The organism is Acinetobacter pittii ATCC 19004 = CIP 70.29 (assembly GCF_000369045.1).
GTDB classification, from domain to species: Bacteria; Pseudomonadota; Gammaproteobacteria; order Pseudomonadales; family Moraxellaceae; genus Acinetobacter; species Acinetobacter pittii.
On sequence record NZ_KB849789.1, the window covers coordinates 245,344 to 261,100 of the forward strand.

The following is a 15,757-nucleotide window of genomic DNA, read 5'->3' on the forward strand; positions in this document are numbered from 1 at the left end:
TTTTATAGAAATGATTCTGGCTGTTTTGCAGCAGTACGAGCGGTTTGCGGGCTGATCACACCGCGAGACACCAAATTCTTTAAGCTTTGGTCGAGGGTGGTCATGCCATGATTTGCGCCAGTCTGAATAGCTGAGTACATTTGCGCGACTTTATTTTCACGAATTAAGTTACGAATGGCAGGAATACCAATCATGATTTCATGAGCTGCCACACGACCGCCGCCATTCTTTTTAAGCAGGGTTTGTGAAATTACAGCCTGCAATGATTCAGAGAGCATGGCACGAACCATGTCTTTTTCTTCGGCTGGGAATACGTCAATTACACGGTCGATGGTTTTCGCAGCAGACGTGGTATGCAGCGTGCCAAATACCAAATGTCCTGTTTCGGCAGCAGTAAGTGCTAAACGAATAGTCTCAAGGTCACGCATCTCACCGACCAAAATAATATCTGGGTCTTCACGCAGTGCTGAACGTAGTGCCTCATTAAAGCCGTGTGTATCACGATGCACTTCACGTTGGTTAATCAGGCATTTCTTTGACTGATGTACAAATTCGATAGGATCTTCAACCGTTAAAATATGGTCATAACGGTTTTCGTTGATGTAGTCCATCATGGCTGCAAGTGTGGTCGATTTACCAGAACCTGTTGGACCCGTAACTAATACGATGCCGCGTGGGTAGTCACAAATATCTTTAAAGATTTGACCTAGGCCTAAATCTTCCATGGTGAGTACTTTGGACGGAATGGTACGAAACACTGCACCCGCACCACGGTTTTGGTTAAATGCGTTAACACGGAAACGAGCAACGTTGGGTACTTCAAAAGAAAAGTCGGTTTCGAGTTTTTCTTCGTAGTCACGACGCTGTTTATCATTCATGATGTCGTAGACCAGACGATGAACATCTTTATGATCTAGAGCAGGTAAGTTAATACGACGGACCTCACCATCAACGCGAATCATTGGTGGCATGCCAGCAGACAAATGTAAATCGGACGCGCCATTTTTCACAGAGAAGGCGAGTAGCTCTGTAATATCCATAATTTCCCCAAGTAAATCAAAATATGTCATTATTTTGTAGAATAATATACGGCTTTCACCGAGGCTTACCAACACCTCGCTTTAGGTGAAAAGCAAAAAAGTTTTTTGAAAATGAGAACCTTGTCAATGAATTACCTGCAAGATGCGCGGCAGCACGTATTACAGCAAATCCGAAGTGCTTGTGAACATGCTCAACGTGCGCCTGAAACTGTGCAACTTCTAGCCGTATCAAAAACACATCCAAGTGAAAGTTTGCGTGAAATGTATGCAGCAGGGCAAAGAGCATTTGGCGAAAACTATTTGCAAGAAGCTTTGGAAAAAATCGAAGCTTTACACGACTTAGACATTGAATGGCATTTTATTGGTCATGTTCAACGCAACAAGACGAAGCATTTGGCCGAGAAATTTGATTGGGTACATGGTGTAGATCGTTTAATTATTGCCGAGCGATTATCTAACCAGCGTGGTGATGATCAATCTGCGCTTAATATTTGTTTGCAAGTGAATATTGATGGGCAAGACAGTAAAGATGGCTGCGCACCAGAAGAAGTTGCCGAGTTGGTTGCTCAAATGAGTCAATTATCAAAAATCAAATTACGCGGTTTAATGGTCATTCCAGCGCCTGACAATACTGCCGCTTTTGCAGATGCCAAAAAGTTATTTGATGGGGTGAAAGACCAACATGCCCACCCAGAAGATTGGGATACTTTAAGTATGGGAATGTCGAGTGATTTAGAAGCTGCAATTGCTGCTGGTTCAACCATGGTACGCGTGGGGACAGCTTTATTTGGTGCTAGAGACTATTCGCAAAAAGGCTGATGTAAGCTTTATCTTACAGAAGTTGCGGCCTTTTGCGGCTATGGCAGACAACGCTTTTTTCGTATTATGAACTCATCAGGAAACAGGATGTTTCTAAGAATAACAATAAACAGTGATGAATGGATGCATACAGGTACGACAGGAGTTATACCAACGCAGAATCTAAAAAAGCCCCGATAGGATGTCGGGGCTTTTTAGTTTTAACCTACTACTTCAATAGTACTTGCACCCGCGCCGAGAGGTTTTACCTGAATTTGTACTGGAATACGCTCATGCATTTCTTGAATGTGTGAGATGAGAATGACTTGGCGTCCCTGATTTTGCAATTGGTCTAAAGCATTCATCACCATGTGCAAAGATGAGGCGTCTAAAGTACCAAAGCCTTCATCAATAAACAGCGATTCAATTTTCATTGAGCCCGAGGCCATATTGGCAATCGCTAAAGACAAGGCAAGGGCAGTTAAGAACGACTCGCCGCCAGATAAAGAAGCAACAGAGCGGGTTTCGCCGTCCATGTCATGGTCAATAATCGCAAGGCTTAAAGACTGATCTAGACGTTTTAACGTATAACGTTGAGAAAGCATCGCCAGTTGCTGGTTGGCATGTTCCACTAAAATATCTAAGTGATATTGCTGGGCGTAGTCGCGGAACTCTTTACCTTTTGCATCACCAATCAAACCTGAAATTTTGCTCCAACGATGTTCTTCTTGCTGAATATTTTGAATTTGCTCAGCGTATTGTTGCTGTTTAGCCAGATTTTGCTGATGCACTTCGAGCTTAAGCTTAAGTCGATCACGTACTTCAAGTTGTGCTTTAAGCTCTGCAATATTGTCTTGAATAAGGCTAACAAGCTTTTCATATTCAATATCTGGCTGAGTTTGTAAGTGCTCGCTCAATTGCTCTTGCATGGTTTTAAGGGCAGAAGAGGCTTCACTTAATAAACGCTCGGCATGATTAAGACGGTTACGGATATCTTGCTCTTGAGCTGAATTAATTTGTATGAGCGCTGTAAGATCAGTTGCCTGAAAATCAGTATGGGCTTTTAACCAGTTTTGAATTTGCCCATCAATCTGCTGTTGATGTTGTTCTGTGTGTTGATACTGATGTTTAAGTTGATCGAGCGCCTGTTTTTGCTGTTCAAAGTGTTGTCTGGTTTGTTCGAAACGTTGTTTAGCCTCATGATACGCCGTTTGTTGGTGCTGACGTTTAGCGTCATGCTCAATTAACCATTCATGCGGCTTAATATCAGAGAGGCCCGTCATTTGCTGAATGAGCGATACCGCTTTTTCATTATTTTGTTGGCCTTTAAGCGTAATCTCTTGGAGATTTTGATCGATCTCATCAATTTGCTTGGTCATTTGTTCAAAGTTAGCAGTCAACATTTTAAGTTCTTGTTGCTGCTGTTCAAAACGATGTGAAAGCTGTTCTTGTTGCTCAAGCTGCTTAGCGCGTGCATCAAGAATAGTCCAAGTCTGCTTAGCCGTTTGGCTACTCGACTGCTGCCATGCATGCTGTTCGGCTTCAGATAAACACTCAACAATATGTTGAACTTGTTGTTGCCATTGCTGTGCCGTATTGAGCAAGCTTTCATTGCGCTGAATAGATTGAACCAGTTGATTGTGATGTTTAATCGCTTGGGTTAAACGCAAGTTTTCTGAGTCAAATGAACTTATGGCAGTTTGCGCGGCTTGTCTGAGTTCGTTTAGCGTTAGCAAGATCTGCTCAGGAGCTTGATTAAGCTCAATATGTAATTGATTGAGCTTAAACGTTTGCTCAAACTCTTGCTGCAAGCTTGATTGTTTTGTTTGAAGTTGAGCTAGATATTTCTGAACCTGTTCAAGTTCGGCACAGCACTGAGTAAGTGCATGCTGTTGGGTTTGCCATGCATTAAATTTAGTTTGCTCTAGTGCAACAGCTTGCTGCTCTTGTTGTTGCTGCAAATCGAACAAGGCCTTGGAGACTGCACTGTCATCAACACGATAGGGGTGATGTGTGCTTCCGCACACTAGACAAGCTTCACCTTCTTTAAGATTGGCTCGTAATTGCTCAATATTTTCAGTGTGTAGTAAACGCTGCTGTTGCAGGATGTGCTGTAAATTTTCACGCTCAGTTTTTGCTGTTTGGTATTCTTGTTCAGCTAACTGGCAAACGGTTTTAAGTTGCTGCTCTTGGGCTGATACTTGAGTTTGTTTTTCAGAGAATTGCTGAAGCTCAGCATATAGCTCATGATAAATTTTTATTTTTTGCTGAATCAGATCTAACTGCGTGACTTGAGCAAGTTTCTGATCTTTATCTTTACGTTGCTGTTCAAGCTTTAACTCAACTTGTTCAACTGTGCCGAGTGAAGCTGTGAGTTGTTCGAGTTCACCTTTAGCTTCCGATAATTTTTGGCGGGCAAGGGTAGGATTGCCAAGCTGTTGTTCAATCGCTTCGTAATTTTGAATAAATTGCCCAAGCTGATGCAGATGCGCTGAAAGGCCTTTGTCCAATACAACGTATTGCTGAGTATGGATAAGCTGCTGTTGTAGATGAACTTGGTTCTGCTCAAGCTGTGTAATATGCTGTTGCACAATGTTTTGCTGCTGTTGCAATGGACCGAGTTTTTGCTCAAATACATTTTTCTTTTCTTTGCACTTTTTATATTCATCGGCAATAAAAGCACGTTCTTGAATGGACTGCCGAACTTGATTTAAAGCTTGTTGATGCTGTTGTTCAAAATCGAGCGTTTGTTTGAGCTGTTGTTCTGCAACTTGATATTGTTTTTGGCTCGTTTCAAAAATTTGCACCAATTCATTAAACTTGCTTTGAGCTTGCTGAATTTGCGGCTCAAGTTGTTGTAGGGTTTGTAAATTTTGAGATTGCTGAAAAACTTGTGGGCGTATTTCAGAGAAAATTTCGAGTCGTTTTAATTGCTCACGCTCACCAGCCAATTGTTGATGATGATTTTGTTGAGTTTGAAACTGTTGTTGTTTCGCTTGAACTTCTTGCTCAAGTTTTGCTTTGCGCTCAAACCATTGTTGTTGTTTGTCTAAGACATGTTTTTGCTGTTCTAAGTTTTGATGATTTTGTTCGGCCTGCTGATATTGTTCGGTAAATGCAGCAATTTCTTCATCAGACAAAATTTCAATGTGGCCTAAGAACTCTTCAAGCTGTTTACGCTGCTTTGCAATATCGGCTGTTTTACGAAAGGCCAGTTCACCGATTTTGGCGAAAATGCTGGAGTTGGTCAGGTACTCGAGTAATTCACCGCGTTCGCTGTCTCGAGCTTTTAAAAATGCGGTCACTTCGGACTGGGCAAGTAGCACCGCACGCGTAAACTGTTCAAAAGAAAGCTGGGTAATTTGCTTAACTTTTTCATCAACCGCTTTGGCTTTGTCTGCAAGTACCACTCCATCGGTCAGGCATTTTAAATGGCGTTGCACGCTTTGTAATTTACCGCTTGGGTTTTCACGCGCACGTTTAATTTCCCAACGAGCCAAATAGCGCTTTTGATCTTGTGCGATAAAGCAAATTTCCGCAAAACCATGTCCTGTACCACGGCGTAAGACAGTTAAAGGTGAGTTAGTGAGTAACTCTGAACCATCGACATCTTTTAATTTGCCGTCGCTGTCTTTAAGGCGAGGAACCCGATTAAACAAAGCCAGACACATTGCATCTAAAATGGTCGACTTGCCTGCACCCGTTTTCCCCACAATTGCAATGAGACCTGCATGGGCGAGGGGCGCGCTTTCAAAATCAATAAAGTGTTCATCAGAAAGAGATGCCAGATTTTTTATTCGAATGGATAAAATTTTCATGACATATCCTTAAGGGGTTGCATCATTTTCAAGATTTTTTTGTGCTTCTTGTACCAAACTCAGAAAATCTTTTAAGACCGCATCATCAGCGTTGTAACCTTGTTTTTCCCAGATATTTTGAAAGAGTTTTTCTGGTGTTGGTGGTTCAAGTGCGATTTGCTGAGTAGTATTTGAGTTGATCGCGTCTTTATTCACATATTGACGTGAAATACGTACTAAACGATAGCGGTCAGGTGGTAGGGCCGCTTCAAACTGCTGACGTAGATTAGGCTGTGGCGGCGTTAAGCTATAATATTCAATATCGACATATTCACGGTGGTCAATATTCTCAATCACGCCGCTTGGTAAGGCTTTGAGTTGTTGCAAGACTTCATTTAATTCACCACGAATGCGGTGCAACTGTATACAACGCGGAATTTCTACAGCTTCAAATTGCAAACGGTTGTCTGTCTCTTGAGTCGGATCAACTTTGACCTCAACCACTTGATGCTTATAGTTAATTTCACTAAAAGAAAGTGGAATGGGCGAACCACTATAACGAATGTGTGGCTGACCTACTTTTTGTGGTTTATGCAAATGCCCTAAAGCCACATAGTCGACAGCATCTTCAAATAAAGTTGTTGAAAGTGCCTCTTCATTACCAATAATAATTGGGCGTTCAGAGTCGGATGTTTCCCCACCTTGCATATGCGCATGCGACATCAAAATAAGTGCTTGGTCTGGTGTCTTGCGACGTTTGGCTTCTGCTATGAGTTGCTGGTGCAAATAGGCAATTGCGTTTTTGCTATTGGTGGTATGTTCGTTAAAACCCGTAATTTCGGCCGAACGTAAAAAAGGCAGGGCAAGGCACCACGCCACAATATCCTGATTTTGATTATAAATAGGCAAAAGTAGTCGATCGAGATCTAGAGTTTTATCTTCATTCCAGCGAACCACGCCCACGGTTTTTGCATTGTATTTTTCTAAAAGTGGTTCGACCTGTTCAATACGGTAGCCTGAGTCATGATTGCCCGCAATCATGAGTGTTTGCATGTGCGGTGCAATGCGATGTGCATCTGCTAAAAATTGGTAGAGTTGTTTTTGTGCTTGAGATCCAGGGTTAATGACATCAAAAATATCGCCGGCAATGAGCAGAGCATGCGGTTGTTTTTCTTGAATTTGAGTGAGTAACCAGCTTAAAAATTGTTGGTGTTCGTAGTGGCGTGAATGATTATAAAAAAACTGCCCCAAATGCCAGTCAGAAGTATGTAGAAAATGTACGGACATAGAAACAGACATCAAGCCAAAATAAACACAGATACGTTAGCATAAATTGGCGAGAGATTTTATCAAGACATTTTAAAGTGCTCGTTATTTAAGCCTAAGTTGAAACTTGAATTAAAATTTTTCACTTTAAACACCGCTTTGTTACTATCGACTTAAACCTTGAACTTTGAGAAAAAAAATGACCATTCACGAATACGAAGTAAAAATACAGTGGGAAGGCAATACGGGTACAGGCACTTCATCTTATCGTTCTTATAAACGCGATTTTAGTATTCAGCATCCGCAAAAGGCCACCATTCAAGGTTCATCAGACCCTGCTTATTTGGGTGATGTGACCAGATGGAACCCAGAAGATTTATTGGTTGCATCAGCTTCAGCTTGTCATAAGCTTTGGTATTTACACCTATGTGCAGTCAATCATATTCATGTGCTGAGTTATGTCGACCATGCACTTGGCTTTATGGAGGATGCAGATCCAGTTAAACGTGGTCACTTTACCCAAATTATTTTAAGACCAGAAGTTGTTTTGGAAAAAGGCGCTGATCAAGAACTTGCTGCAAAACTACATGAAGAAGCGCATCATGAATGCATGATTGCCAATTCGATGAATTTCCCAATTACATGTGAAGCCAGCTTTAGCTTTGCTGAATAATTAATATGGAATAGCCACCGATAAAAAGGCGTTGGCTATACATTAAAAAAATAAATAGAGTCATTAAATAAGATCTTTAAGCTGCATTTTCATCGACTTGAAAAATACCAAAAACGTTGTGGTCTAAATCGACAAAATAACCATGCCAAGCGCGGCCCGGAATAGCGAATTTATCCATTGCGACAATACCACCTTGCGCTAAAATTTTTGCAGCTACCTCATCGAAGTTTTCCACCTGAACCGAACAGGTAAATGCATTGGTGCCATATTCCATCGGAGGTGTTTGAGCGGGGCGTTTTAATAGTCCACCCATAATCGAAGGTGTCTCTATGCGATAATATTCAATCGGTAAGTTTGGATCTAATTTAAATTGCCAACCAAACACAGCTTGATAAAACTGCGCATCGCGGGCAGGGTTTGAAGACTGGATTTCAAAATAGGCAATAGTGTTCATATTATTTAAATCATATTTTTATGGTGCAAAAAGTATACGCATAGCCTTTATAGCCACGAAAGCACTATTGTGTATGGTGAGCGTAAAATAAATGAAAGTGCTAGAAAATAAAAACCGACGATTCGAGTGATGAGAGAATCGTCGGTCAAAAACTTCATCAAGGGTTTCGGCTGCTAACAAAACCTAATCCGAAGGAAGGAAAGAGTCGTAATGAAAGGTCACCGAAACAATTTTGCGGATGCCGTGCAAAGGAAGTATTCGGTTGCTGCGACCTTGTTACCCTATATAACGTCAAGAGATCAGGATTGGTTGACAGAAAAATGAAAAAAAATCGAAAAAAATTTATAATTATTTTTTGAACCCATAAATTAGGCAAAAATATGACCAAATTACGTTCTTACTTTCTCTGGTTTTTTGGTTTATGCATTGTGCTCACCTTAATTGTAGGTGTGGTTGCAGCACTATTACCAGCGAGTGTAGGTGGTATTTTAACAGCCGTTCCATATTTAGGCGCAATGATTTTTGTCTTATTTAAATTTTTAAAGAAAGAACGCCGTGCACCGACTGTACCAGAAAAAAAGAAATTTACTTTAGGTTTTAGTCTGATTTTTTGGGGCTATAACTTGTGTGGTGTTTTATTTGGCCTGTTTTTATTTGCCAGAAAAGACCCTGAGATTTTGCAAAACTTTATGCTTTACCTCAAACAACCTCAGTTTTTAAGCATTATGGTGATTATGCTTTTAATGTTAGCTATTCCACTTTATTTAATTACCTACTGGTTTTATGGCAAACAAGCACAGCGAATGGCTGACAAAATGTTTAATGTGCAATAGATCACTATGAAAACTCATACGATTAAATATAAATGAGTCTTATACAATTAAATAAAACTTGAATCCTCAGCTTAGGAGGAAATATGAATAAGAATGTATTAATCACGGGTGCCAGTGGTTTTATTGGCACGCATTTAATTAAGTTCCTGCTACAAAAAAATTATAACGTGATTGCTGTGACACGGCAGGCTGGAAAGGCATCTGACCATCCTGCCTTGCAATGGGTGCAAAAGTTTGAAGATATTTCGACACGGCAAATTGATTATGTGGTGAATTTGGCGGGTGCAAATATTGGCGAGAAACGCTGGACCGAGTCACGTAAAAAACAACTCATTGAAAGCCGTGTAAATACGACCCGAAAATTGTATGCATGGCTCAAGCAGACTGAAGTTTTCCCCGAAGTAATTGTGTCTGGTTCTGCAATTGGTTATTACGGAATAGATGATCAAGAAAAGTGGACAGAGGTGTGCATTGAACAAAGCTCGCCACAGCCTATTTTTATGTCTCAGCTTTGCCAAGAGTGGGAGCGAGCAGCTTTAGCAGACGCTCAGCAAAATACTAAAATTATTCGTTTAGGCGTAGTGTTTGGGCAGGGCGGTGGCATTTTGCCTAAGATGTTGCTTCCTATTCGACTCAATTTAGTCGGTCAAATTGGTCACGGTCGTCAGCCTGTGGTTTGGGTACACACTAAAGATGTATTAAACGCAATTGAGTTTATATTTAAACATCCTCAATCTGCCCAAATTCACAATGTCGTGGCGCCAGAAAATGTGACTCAAAAAGCTTTTGTTGAACAAGCTGCCAAAGTTTTGAATAAGAAACCATTGTTGTCAGCACCAAGCACTGTTTTTCGCTGTTTGTTGGGCGAACAGTCTCAATTGATCTTAAATGGTCAGTACGTCAAACCCGCTGCCTTACAAGCAGAAGGATTTGAGTTTGCTTATCCTCAGTTAAAAATGGCTTTAGAGAATATATTGGCGTCAGGCTAAGATTTTATTTTGCAAACGCTCTGGCGAATATGCTTTGGCATCAACTAATGTCGGTTGATCCAGCATAAGCTGACGGAGCAATTGTGCAGAACCTGCACCCATACATAAACCATTTCTAAAATGACCAAAGTTTGCCCAGAGGTTATCCATTTCAGGCATTTTGCCAATGTATGGAACGCCATTTGGTGAACTTGGTCTGAGTCCTGCCCAGCGCTGTACAATCGGGAAATCGGCCAGTTCAGGCACCATTTCTAAACATGCTTCTAAAATATTGTGCTGGGTGGTTTCATCGGTAGAGGTGTCAAAACCACGATGTGCCATGCTTGATCCACACACAATATGACCGTCCATACGAGGAATCAGATACATCACTCGATTCATACACATGGTCGGTAGCCAGTGAGCAGGGGTTTTAAATAACAGCATCTGACCTTGAACAGGTTCGACTGGAATATCGAGTTGTAATTGGTAGTTCCAGTAATGACTCCAAGCACCGGAAGTTATTACAAAATGGTCTGCTGTATGTTTGCGACCATCTTCAGTTTGTAGTGCCTGTATCACATCGCTCTGTTGAATCAGTTTTTTAACAGGAGTGTGTTCGAAAAACTCAACATTTGGATGTTGTTTTAAATAGCGAATCAAGGACTGTAATACACGTGGATTACGAATATTAGACAGTTCAGGGAAATAAATGGCTTCTTGGAACTGATCGGAAATATGTGGATTGACTTGCTCTAGGGCATCTCGCTGTAAATATTCACAGCGCTGCATTGGTTCTTGATGCTGCTCGGCGTAAGAAAGCCCAACGTCAAAATCTTCTTCATCAAAAATCAGCATGCCTGTGTCATGAATTTCAAAATCAATCCCTGTAATAGGGTAGAGCTTTTGGTTCCATGCTTGATAAGAGGCTTTGCCAAATTGGGCAAGTTGGTTCACTGCATGCACATAGCGCCACGGGTACATCGGAGAGAGAATACCTCCGCCAGCCCAAGAGGCTGCTTGTCCCGCTTGTTGTTGATCAAAAATGCTGATGGTACAGCCTTGTTCAACCAACTCCAGCGCAGACATTAATCCACTTATGCCCGCGCCAATAATTGCAATATGCATGCAGTGTTATCCTTTCTCTGCGAACTTAGTTCATTTCCTTGAGTTTTTCAGCAGCGGTTTCTGCAAAGTAAGTCCAGATTCCGTCTGCACCTGCGCGGCGGCAGCACATGAGTGATTCTAAAATGACTGAATCTGATAACCAGCCATTTTGAATTGCGCCCGCTAACATTGCGTATTCGCCACTCACTTGATAAATGAATGTCGGAATACCAAAGGTATCTTTCACTTCACGTACCACATCTAGATATGGCATGCCCGGTTTTACAATTACCATGTCGGCGCCTTCTTGAATATCAAGCGCGATTTCATGTAATGCTTCGGCACGGTTGGCAAAGTCCATCTGGTAGTTATATTTATTACCACCTTTTAGGTTGGATGCAGAGCCAACAGCATCACGGAACGGGCCATAGAAGCTAGACGCATATTTCGCAGAGTAGGCCATGATGTTGGTATAGATGTGACCATTGGCTTCTAAAGCCTGACGAATAGCGCCAATACGGCCATCCATCATGTCACTTGGTGCAATCACTTCGGCACCTGCTTCTGCGTGACTTAAGGCTTGTTTAATCAAGCACTCTACAGTCTCGTCATTCAGCACATAGCCTGTTTCATCAATAATGCCGTCTTGACCATGAGTCGTGTAAGGGTCGAGGGCACCATCAGTAATTAACACCATTTCTGGTAATTCTTTTTTAAGCAGACGGCAGGTGGTTTGTACTAAACCATCTTCATGCCATGCAGCTTCTGCGGTAAGACTTTTATCTTCTTGCGGGGTAACTGGAAAAAGAGCCAGTTTTGATACGCCCAATTCCAGAAGTCTTTCAGCTTTTTTCAGTAACAAATCTGCCGACAAACGCTGAATGTTTGGCATACTTGGAATATCTTGGGTTTGATTTTGTCCCGGTAATACAAATACTGGATAAATCAAGTGATTGGTAGTGAGCTGTGTTTCGCTGACCATCGCACGCAACTGGTCATTTTTACGGATACGGCGCATGCGAGTGGCTGGAAATGCAGGACGATTGAACGTATAAGTCATAACAATCTCGATGTTCGGTATTACACTAGGATAGGTTGGCGGATATTCCATTACTGTCAACCGACTGCTGTATTGTAGCCCCATAATGCTGGATTTGTACAAAATTATGGGTGTTTATCATGCTTTTAAATTTAGGCAACATATGAGTGAAGAAAAGAAAAATTGGACTGGGAACATTCATTTAGGTGCAAAAACTGACCTAACTGTGGTTCTCAACCAATTATGTAAGGCGTTTAATAGCTCTCCTTTTTTTAAGCATAGTGGAATGATTATGCGTGTGGTGGACGGGCACATTGAAGGCTATATCGAGATGCAACCCAACCTGATTGGCAATTTGGCATTTCAGATTTTGCATGGCGGCGTTGCTGCAACTTTGCTCGATAGTATTGGTGGAATTGTGGCTATGGAACACCTCTATCGCCGTTCAACCCCAGAAACTTTAACTGAAACCATTAAGCAAGTGTCGCGTTTGGCAACAGTCGATATGCGTGTAGATTATTTAGCACCAGGGCGTGGTAAATATTTTATTGCACGTGCTGAAGTATTACGTTTAGGTCGTAAAGGCTGCACCATGCGCATGACCATGGTCAATGATGAAGATAAAGCCATTGCTGCCGGCATTGCTTCATATGCCTATTAAGCAATGAATTGAATCATTTAAAAGCGCCAAGTGCGCTTTTTTTAGTGTTTGAAAAGCTAAAATTTTCATAAAAACTTTGAGATAAACATTAATTTAATTAGAACGAACGCATGAGTTATAAAATTTTATTCTCATATTATGAGGTTTTAGCGTTAAAATTAGCTCCTTTGACAATGCGGTATGTCTTGTTTATAGAAAAAGAAAAACTCTATAACAAGGTGTAGTGCGAGATTGATGGCAAAGCCAACTCATCTTTAGGAACATACCATGACTGATGCACAAAGCAATGTACAAGAAACAGTGCCAACAACATCTGCCTCGGATGAAAACAATCAAAACAAGCGCAAAAAATTTCTTGGTTTTTTTGCGCTGATTTTATTGATCGCCGCTATTTTGTATGCAATCTGGGCATTATTTTTAAATAATTCCGTGAGTACGGATAATGCCTATGTCGGTGCAGAAACCGCGCAAATTACTTCAATGGTGAGCGGACAGGTCGCTCAGGTTGTCGTAAAAGATACCCAAACTGTACATCGTGGTGACGTGCTGGTTCGTATTGATGACCGTGATGCCAAAATTGCATTGGCCCAAGCTGAGGCAGAACTTGCCAAAGCAAAACGCCAATATAAACAAACTGCGGCAAACAGTAGTTCTTTAAACTCTCAAGTGGTGGTGCGTGCTGACGAAATTAACAGTGCTAAAGCACAAGTTGCACAAGCGCAGGCCGACTATGACAAAGCTGCTTTAGAACTGAACCGCCGTGCACAGCTTGCTGCCTCTGGTGCAGTGTCTAAAGAAGAGCTTACTAAGGCACAAAGTGCAGTTGAAACAGCTAAAGCAGGATTAGAACTTGCTAAAGCTGGTTTAGCGCAAGCCTCTTCAAGTCGTAAAGCTGCTGAAAGTACCTTAGCTGCAAATGAAGCGTTAATTCAGGGTGTAAGCGAAACTTCAACACCTGATGTACAAGTTGCACAAGCACATGTTGAACAAGCTCAGCTTGATTTAGAACGTACCGTGATTCGTGCGCCAGTCGATGGGGTGGTTACGCGTCGTAATATTCAAGTGGGTCAACGTGTTGCGCCGGGTACGAGCATGATGATGATTGTGCCACTTAACGATTTATATGTAGATGCAAACTTTAAAGAAAGTCAGTTGAAAAAAGTCCGTCCGGGTCAAATCGTTACGCTAACTTCAGATTTATATGGCGATGACGTTGAATATCACGGCAAAGTGATGGGCTTCTCTGGTGGTACTGGCTCTGCCTTTGCCTTAATTCCGGCTCAAAACGCAACAGGTAACTGGATTAAAGTGGTTCAACGCTTACCGGTTCGTATTGCACTTGACCCGAAAGAACTTGCTGAACACCCACTGCGTGTTGGCTTATCGATGGAAGCAAAAGTCGACTTATCTGCGAAGTAAACGCTTATGAAAACGCAAACACCTTTTGCCGAACTAAGCGGTGGCCGTTTAATACTGGCAGCGTTTGTTATTGCCTTGTCGAACTTTATGGTCGTGCTCGATACGACTATTGCCAACGTATCTGTACCGCACATTACCGGTAACCTTGCCGTTTCAAGTACACAAGGGACATGGGTTGTTACGTCGTATGCTGTTGCAGAAGCGATTTGTGTACCTTTAACAGGTTGGCTTGCAGGTCGCTTTGGAACCGTTCGGGTTTTTATTTTTGGCCTGATTGGTTTTACCATTTTTTCTTTTCTGTGCGGCCTAGCAAACTCGTTAGGCATGCTGGTGTTTTTCCGTATTGGACAAGGTCTTTGCGGTGGCCCACTCATGCCACTCAGCCAAACCTTGCTGATGCGTATTTTCCCTCAAGAAAAACATGCGCAGGCGATGGGCCTATGGGCCATGACTACCGTCGTTGGACCAATTTTAGGACCAATTTTGGGTGGTCTGATTAGTGATAATCTGTCTTGGCACTGGATTTTCTTTATTAACTTACCGGTTGGTATTATTTGTGTTTTAGCGGCAATGCGCTTGTTAAGAGTGGCTGAAACAGAAACGGTTTCTTTAAGAATCGACACGGTCGGTTTAGGTCTGTTAATTCTGTGGATTGGTGCGCTACAGCTCATGCTTGACTTAGGGCACGAACGAGATTGGTTTAACAGCACCAGCATTATCGTTTTGGCTTTAACTGCCGCCATTGGCTTTGTGGTGTTCCTCATATGGGAGCTCACCGACAAACACCCCGTCGTAGATGTGAAAGTCTTTAGGCATAGGGGCTTTGCTATTTCGGTACTGGCCTTGTCGCTCGGCTTTGGAGCATTCTTTGGCAGCATTGTACTGATTCCGCAGTGGCTGCAAATGAACCTTTCCTACACCGCCACGTGGGCAGGCTATTTAACTGCAACCATGGGCTTTGGTAGTCTGACCATGTCACCGATTGTGGCAAAGCTCTCGACCAAACATGACCCAAGAGCACTAGCGAGTTTCGGTTTAATTTTGCTGGGTGGTGTGACCTTAATGCGGGCATTCTGGACCACAGATGCCGACTTTATGGCGTTGGCTTGGCCGCAAATCTTGCAAGGTTTTGCTGTACCGTTCTTCTTTATTCCATTGTCAAATATTGCACTGGGTTCGGTACTCCAGCAAGAGATTGCATCCGCTGCGGGTCTTATGAACTTTTTAAGAACTATGGCAGGGGCGATTGGTGCTTCAATTGCGGTGACCGTGTGGGATGACCATGCTAAAGTTGCGCGTAGTGAAATGGTGTCAAACCTACATACGACTGAAGTACAAAACACACTTTTGCAAAATGGTTTTACGGCTGACTCGACGCTCGGAATTATTTCAAACCTTGTCGATAAAGAAGCCATTACCATGTCGGCAAACCATGTGTTTTTGCTGTTTGCGATTGTGTTTGTCTTTGCAGGGCTGGTCATTTGGCTGTGTCCAAAACCCAAACAGGTCAGTGGCATGCCTTCTCACTAAACATCAAAAAAGCATCTCTTCGGAGGTGCTTTTTTTAGGCCAACTACAAAATGAGTGAGTTTATAAATAGCAGATTTAGCCTTTATTGAAAGAAATAAAGCATGCCAGAATTGGGCAAATCAGTTATAAAAGAGTGTGATAACAAACAAGGAGACATCACACAGAGCACAAA

The 15,757-nt window shown here is 42.1% G+C and carries 13 protein-coding genes; 7 read left to right on the forward strand and 6 right to left on the reverse strand.

Annotation, left to right across the window (positions count from 1 at the left end; all coding sequences use genetic code 11):
- Positions 1–2 precede the first annotated feature (2 nt).
- Entirely contained in the window at positions 3–1,040 is a 1,038-nt protein-coding gene (gene pilT, locus F928_RS11640; protein WP_002121749.1) for a type IV pilus twitching motility protein PilT, read from the reverse strand.
- 126 nt (positions 1,041–1,166) lie between these two features.
- Here pilT and yggS point away from each other — a divergent pair, with 126 nt between their 5' ends.
- On the forward strand, positions 1,167–1,859 hold the full coding sequence (gene yggS, locus F928_RS11645) for a YggS family pyridoxal phosphate-dependent enzyme (protein ID WP_005075313.1): 693 nt from the start codon (positions 1,167–1,169) through the stop codon (positions 1,857–1,859).
- Positions 1,860–2,059: 200 nt separating this feature from the next.
- Here the strand turns inward: yggS and sbcC are convergent, their stop codons facing one another.
- Together sbcC and sbcD are read right to left on the reverse strand one after the other, a co-directional pair.
- A complete protein-coding gene (gene sbcC / locus F928_RS11650) occupies positions 2,060–5,656 on the reverse strand; it encodes an AAA family ATPase (protein WP_005075315.1) in 3,597 nt (1,198 codons plus the stop codon).
- Positions 5,657–5,665: 9 nt separating this feature from the next.
- A complete protein-coding gene (gene sbcD, locus F928_RS11655) occupies positions 5,666–6,934 on the reverse strand; it encodes an exonuclease SbcCD subunit D (protein ID WP_005075321.1) in 1,269 nt (422 codons plus the stop codon).
- A 166-nt stretch (positions 6,935–7,100) separates the two neighbouring features.
- Between sbcD and F928_RS11660 the strand changes: the two genes are divergently transcribed.
- Entirely contained in the window at positions 7,101–7,574 is a 474-nt protein-coding gene (locus tag F928_RS11660; protein ID WP_005075322.1) for an OsmC family protein, read from the forward strand.
- 76 nt (positions 7,575–7,650) lie between these two features.
- Here the strand turns inward: F928_RS11660 and F928_RS11665 are convergent, their stop codons facing one another.
- Positions 7,651–8,028 (reverse strand): VOC family protein, encoded by a 378-nt coding sequence (locus F928_RS11665; protein ID WP_005075324.1) that lies wholly within the window; start codon positions 8,026–8,028, stop codon positions 7,651–7,653.
- A 380-nt stretch (positions 8,029–8,408) separates the two neighbouring features.
- On the opposite strand from F928_RS11665, the gene F928_RS11670 reads away from it, so the two are divergent.
- Entirely contained in the window at positions 8,409–8,861 is a 453-nt protein-coding gene (locus F928_RS11670; RefSeq protein ID WP_005075329.1) for an ABZJ_00895 family protein, read from the forward strand.
- A gap of 83 nt (positions 8,862–8,944) precedes the next feature.
- Positions 8,945–9,850, forward strand: coding sequence for a TIGR01777 family oxidoreductase (yfcH, locus tag F928_RS11675; RefSeq protein WP_005075332.1), 906 nt, complete (start codon positions 8,945–8,947; stop codon positions 9,848–9,850).
- On the opposite strand, the gene F928_RS11680 is transcribed toward yfcH, so the two are convergent.
- Together F928_RS11680 and hemB are read right to left on the reverse strand one after the other, a co-directional pair.
- The gene (locus tag F928_RS11680; RefSeq protein WP_005075334.1) at positions 9,842–10,957 is read right to left on the reverse strand and encodes an NAD(P)/FAD-dependent oxidoreductase; all 1,116 of its coding nucleotides are present in this window, start codon (positions 10,955–10,957) and stop codon (positions 9,842–9,844) included. The genes yfcH and F928_RS11680 overlap by 9 nt on opposite strands.
- 25 nt (positions 10,958–10,982) lie before the next feature.
- A complete protein-coding gene (hemB, locus tag F928_RS11685; protein ID WP_005075335.1) occupies positions 10,983–11,996 on the reverse strand; it encodes a porphobilinogen synthase in 1,014 nt (337 codons plus the stop codon).
- 142 nt (positions 11,997–12,138) lie between these two features.
- On the opposite strand from hemB, the gene F928_RS11690 reads away from it, so the two are divergent.
- The 3 genes from F928_RS11690 to F928_RS11700 all read left to right on the forward strand — a co-directional run bounded on the left by F928_RS11690 (position 12,139) and on the right by F928_RS11700 (position 15,585).
- Positions 12,139–12,636 (forward strand): thioesterase family protein, encoded by a 498-nt coding sequence (locus F928_RS11690; RefSeq protein ID WP_002121786.1) that lies wholly within the window; start codon positions 12,139–12,141, stop codon positions 12,634–12,636.
- A 267-nt stretch (positions 12,637–12,903) separates the two neighbouring features.
- Positions 12,904–14,055, forward strand: coding sequence for an EmrA/EmrK family multidrug efflux transporter periplasmic adaptor subunit (locus tag F928_RS11695; protein ID WP_005075337.1), 1,152 nt, complete (start codon positions 12,904–12,906; stop codon positions 14,053–14,055).
- A 6-nt stretch (positions 14,056–14,061) separates the two neighbouring features.
- Entirely contained in the window at positions 14,062–15,585 is a 1,524-nt protein-coding gene (locus F928_RS11700; protein ID WP_005075338.1) for a DHA2 family efflux MFS transporter permease subunit, read from the forward strand.
- Positions 15,586–15,757: the final 172 nt, after the last annotated feature.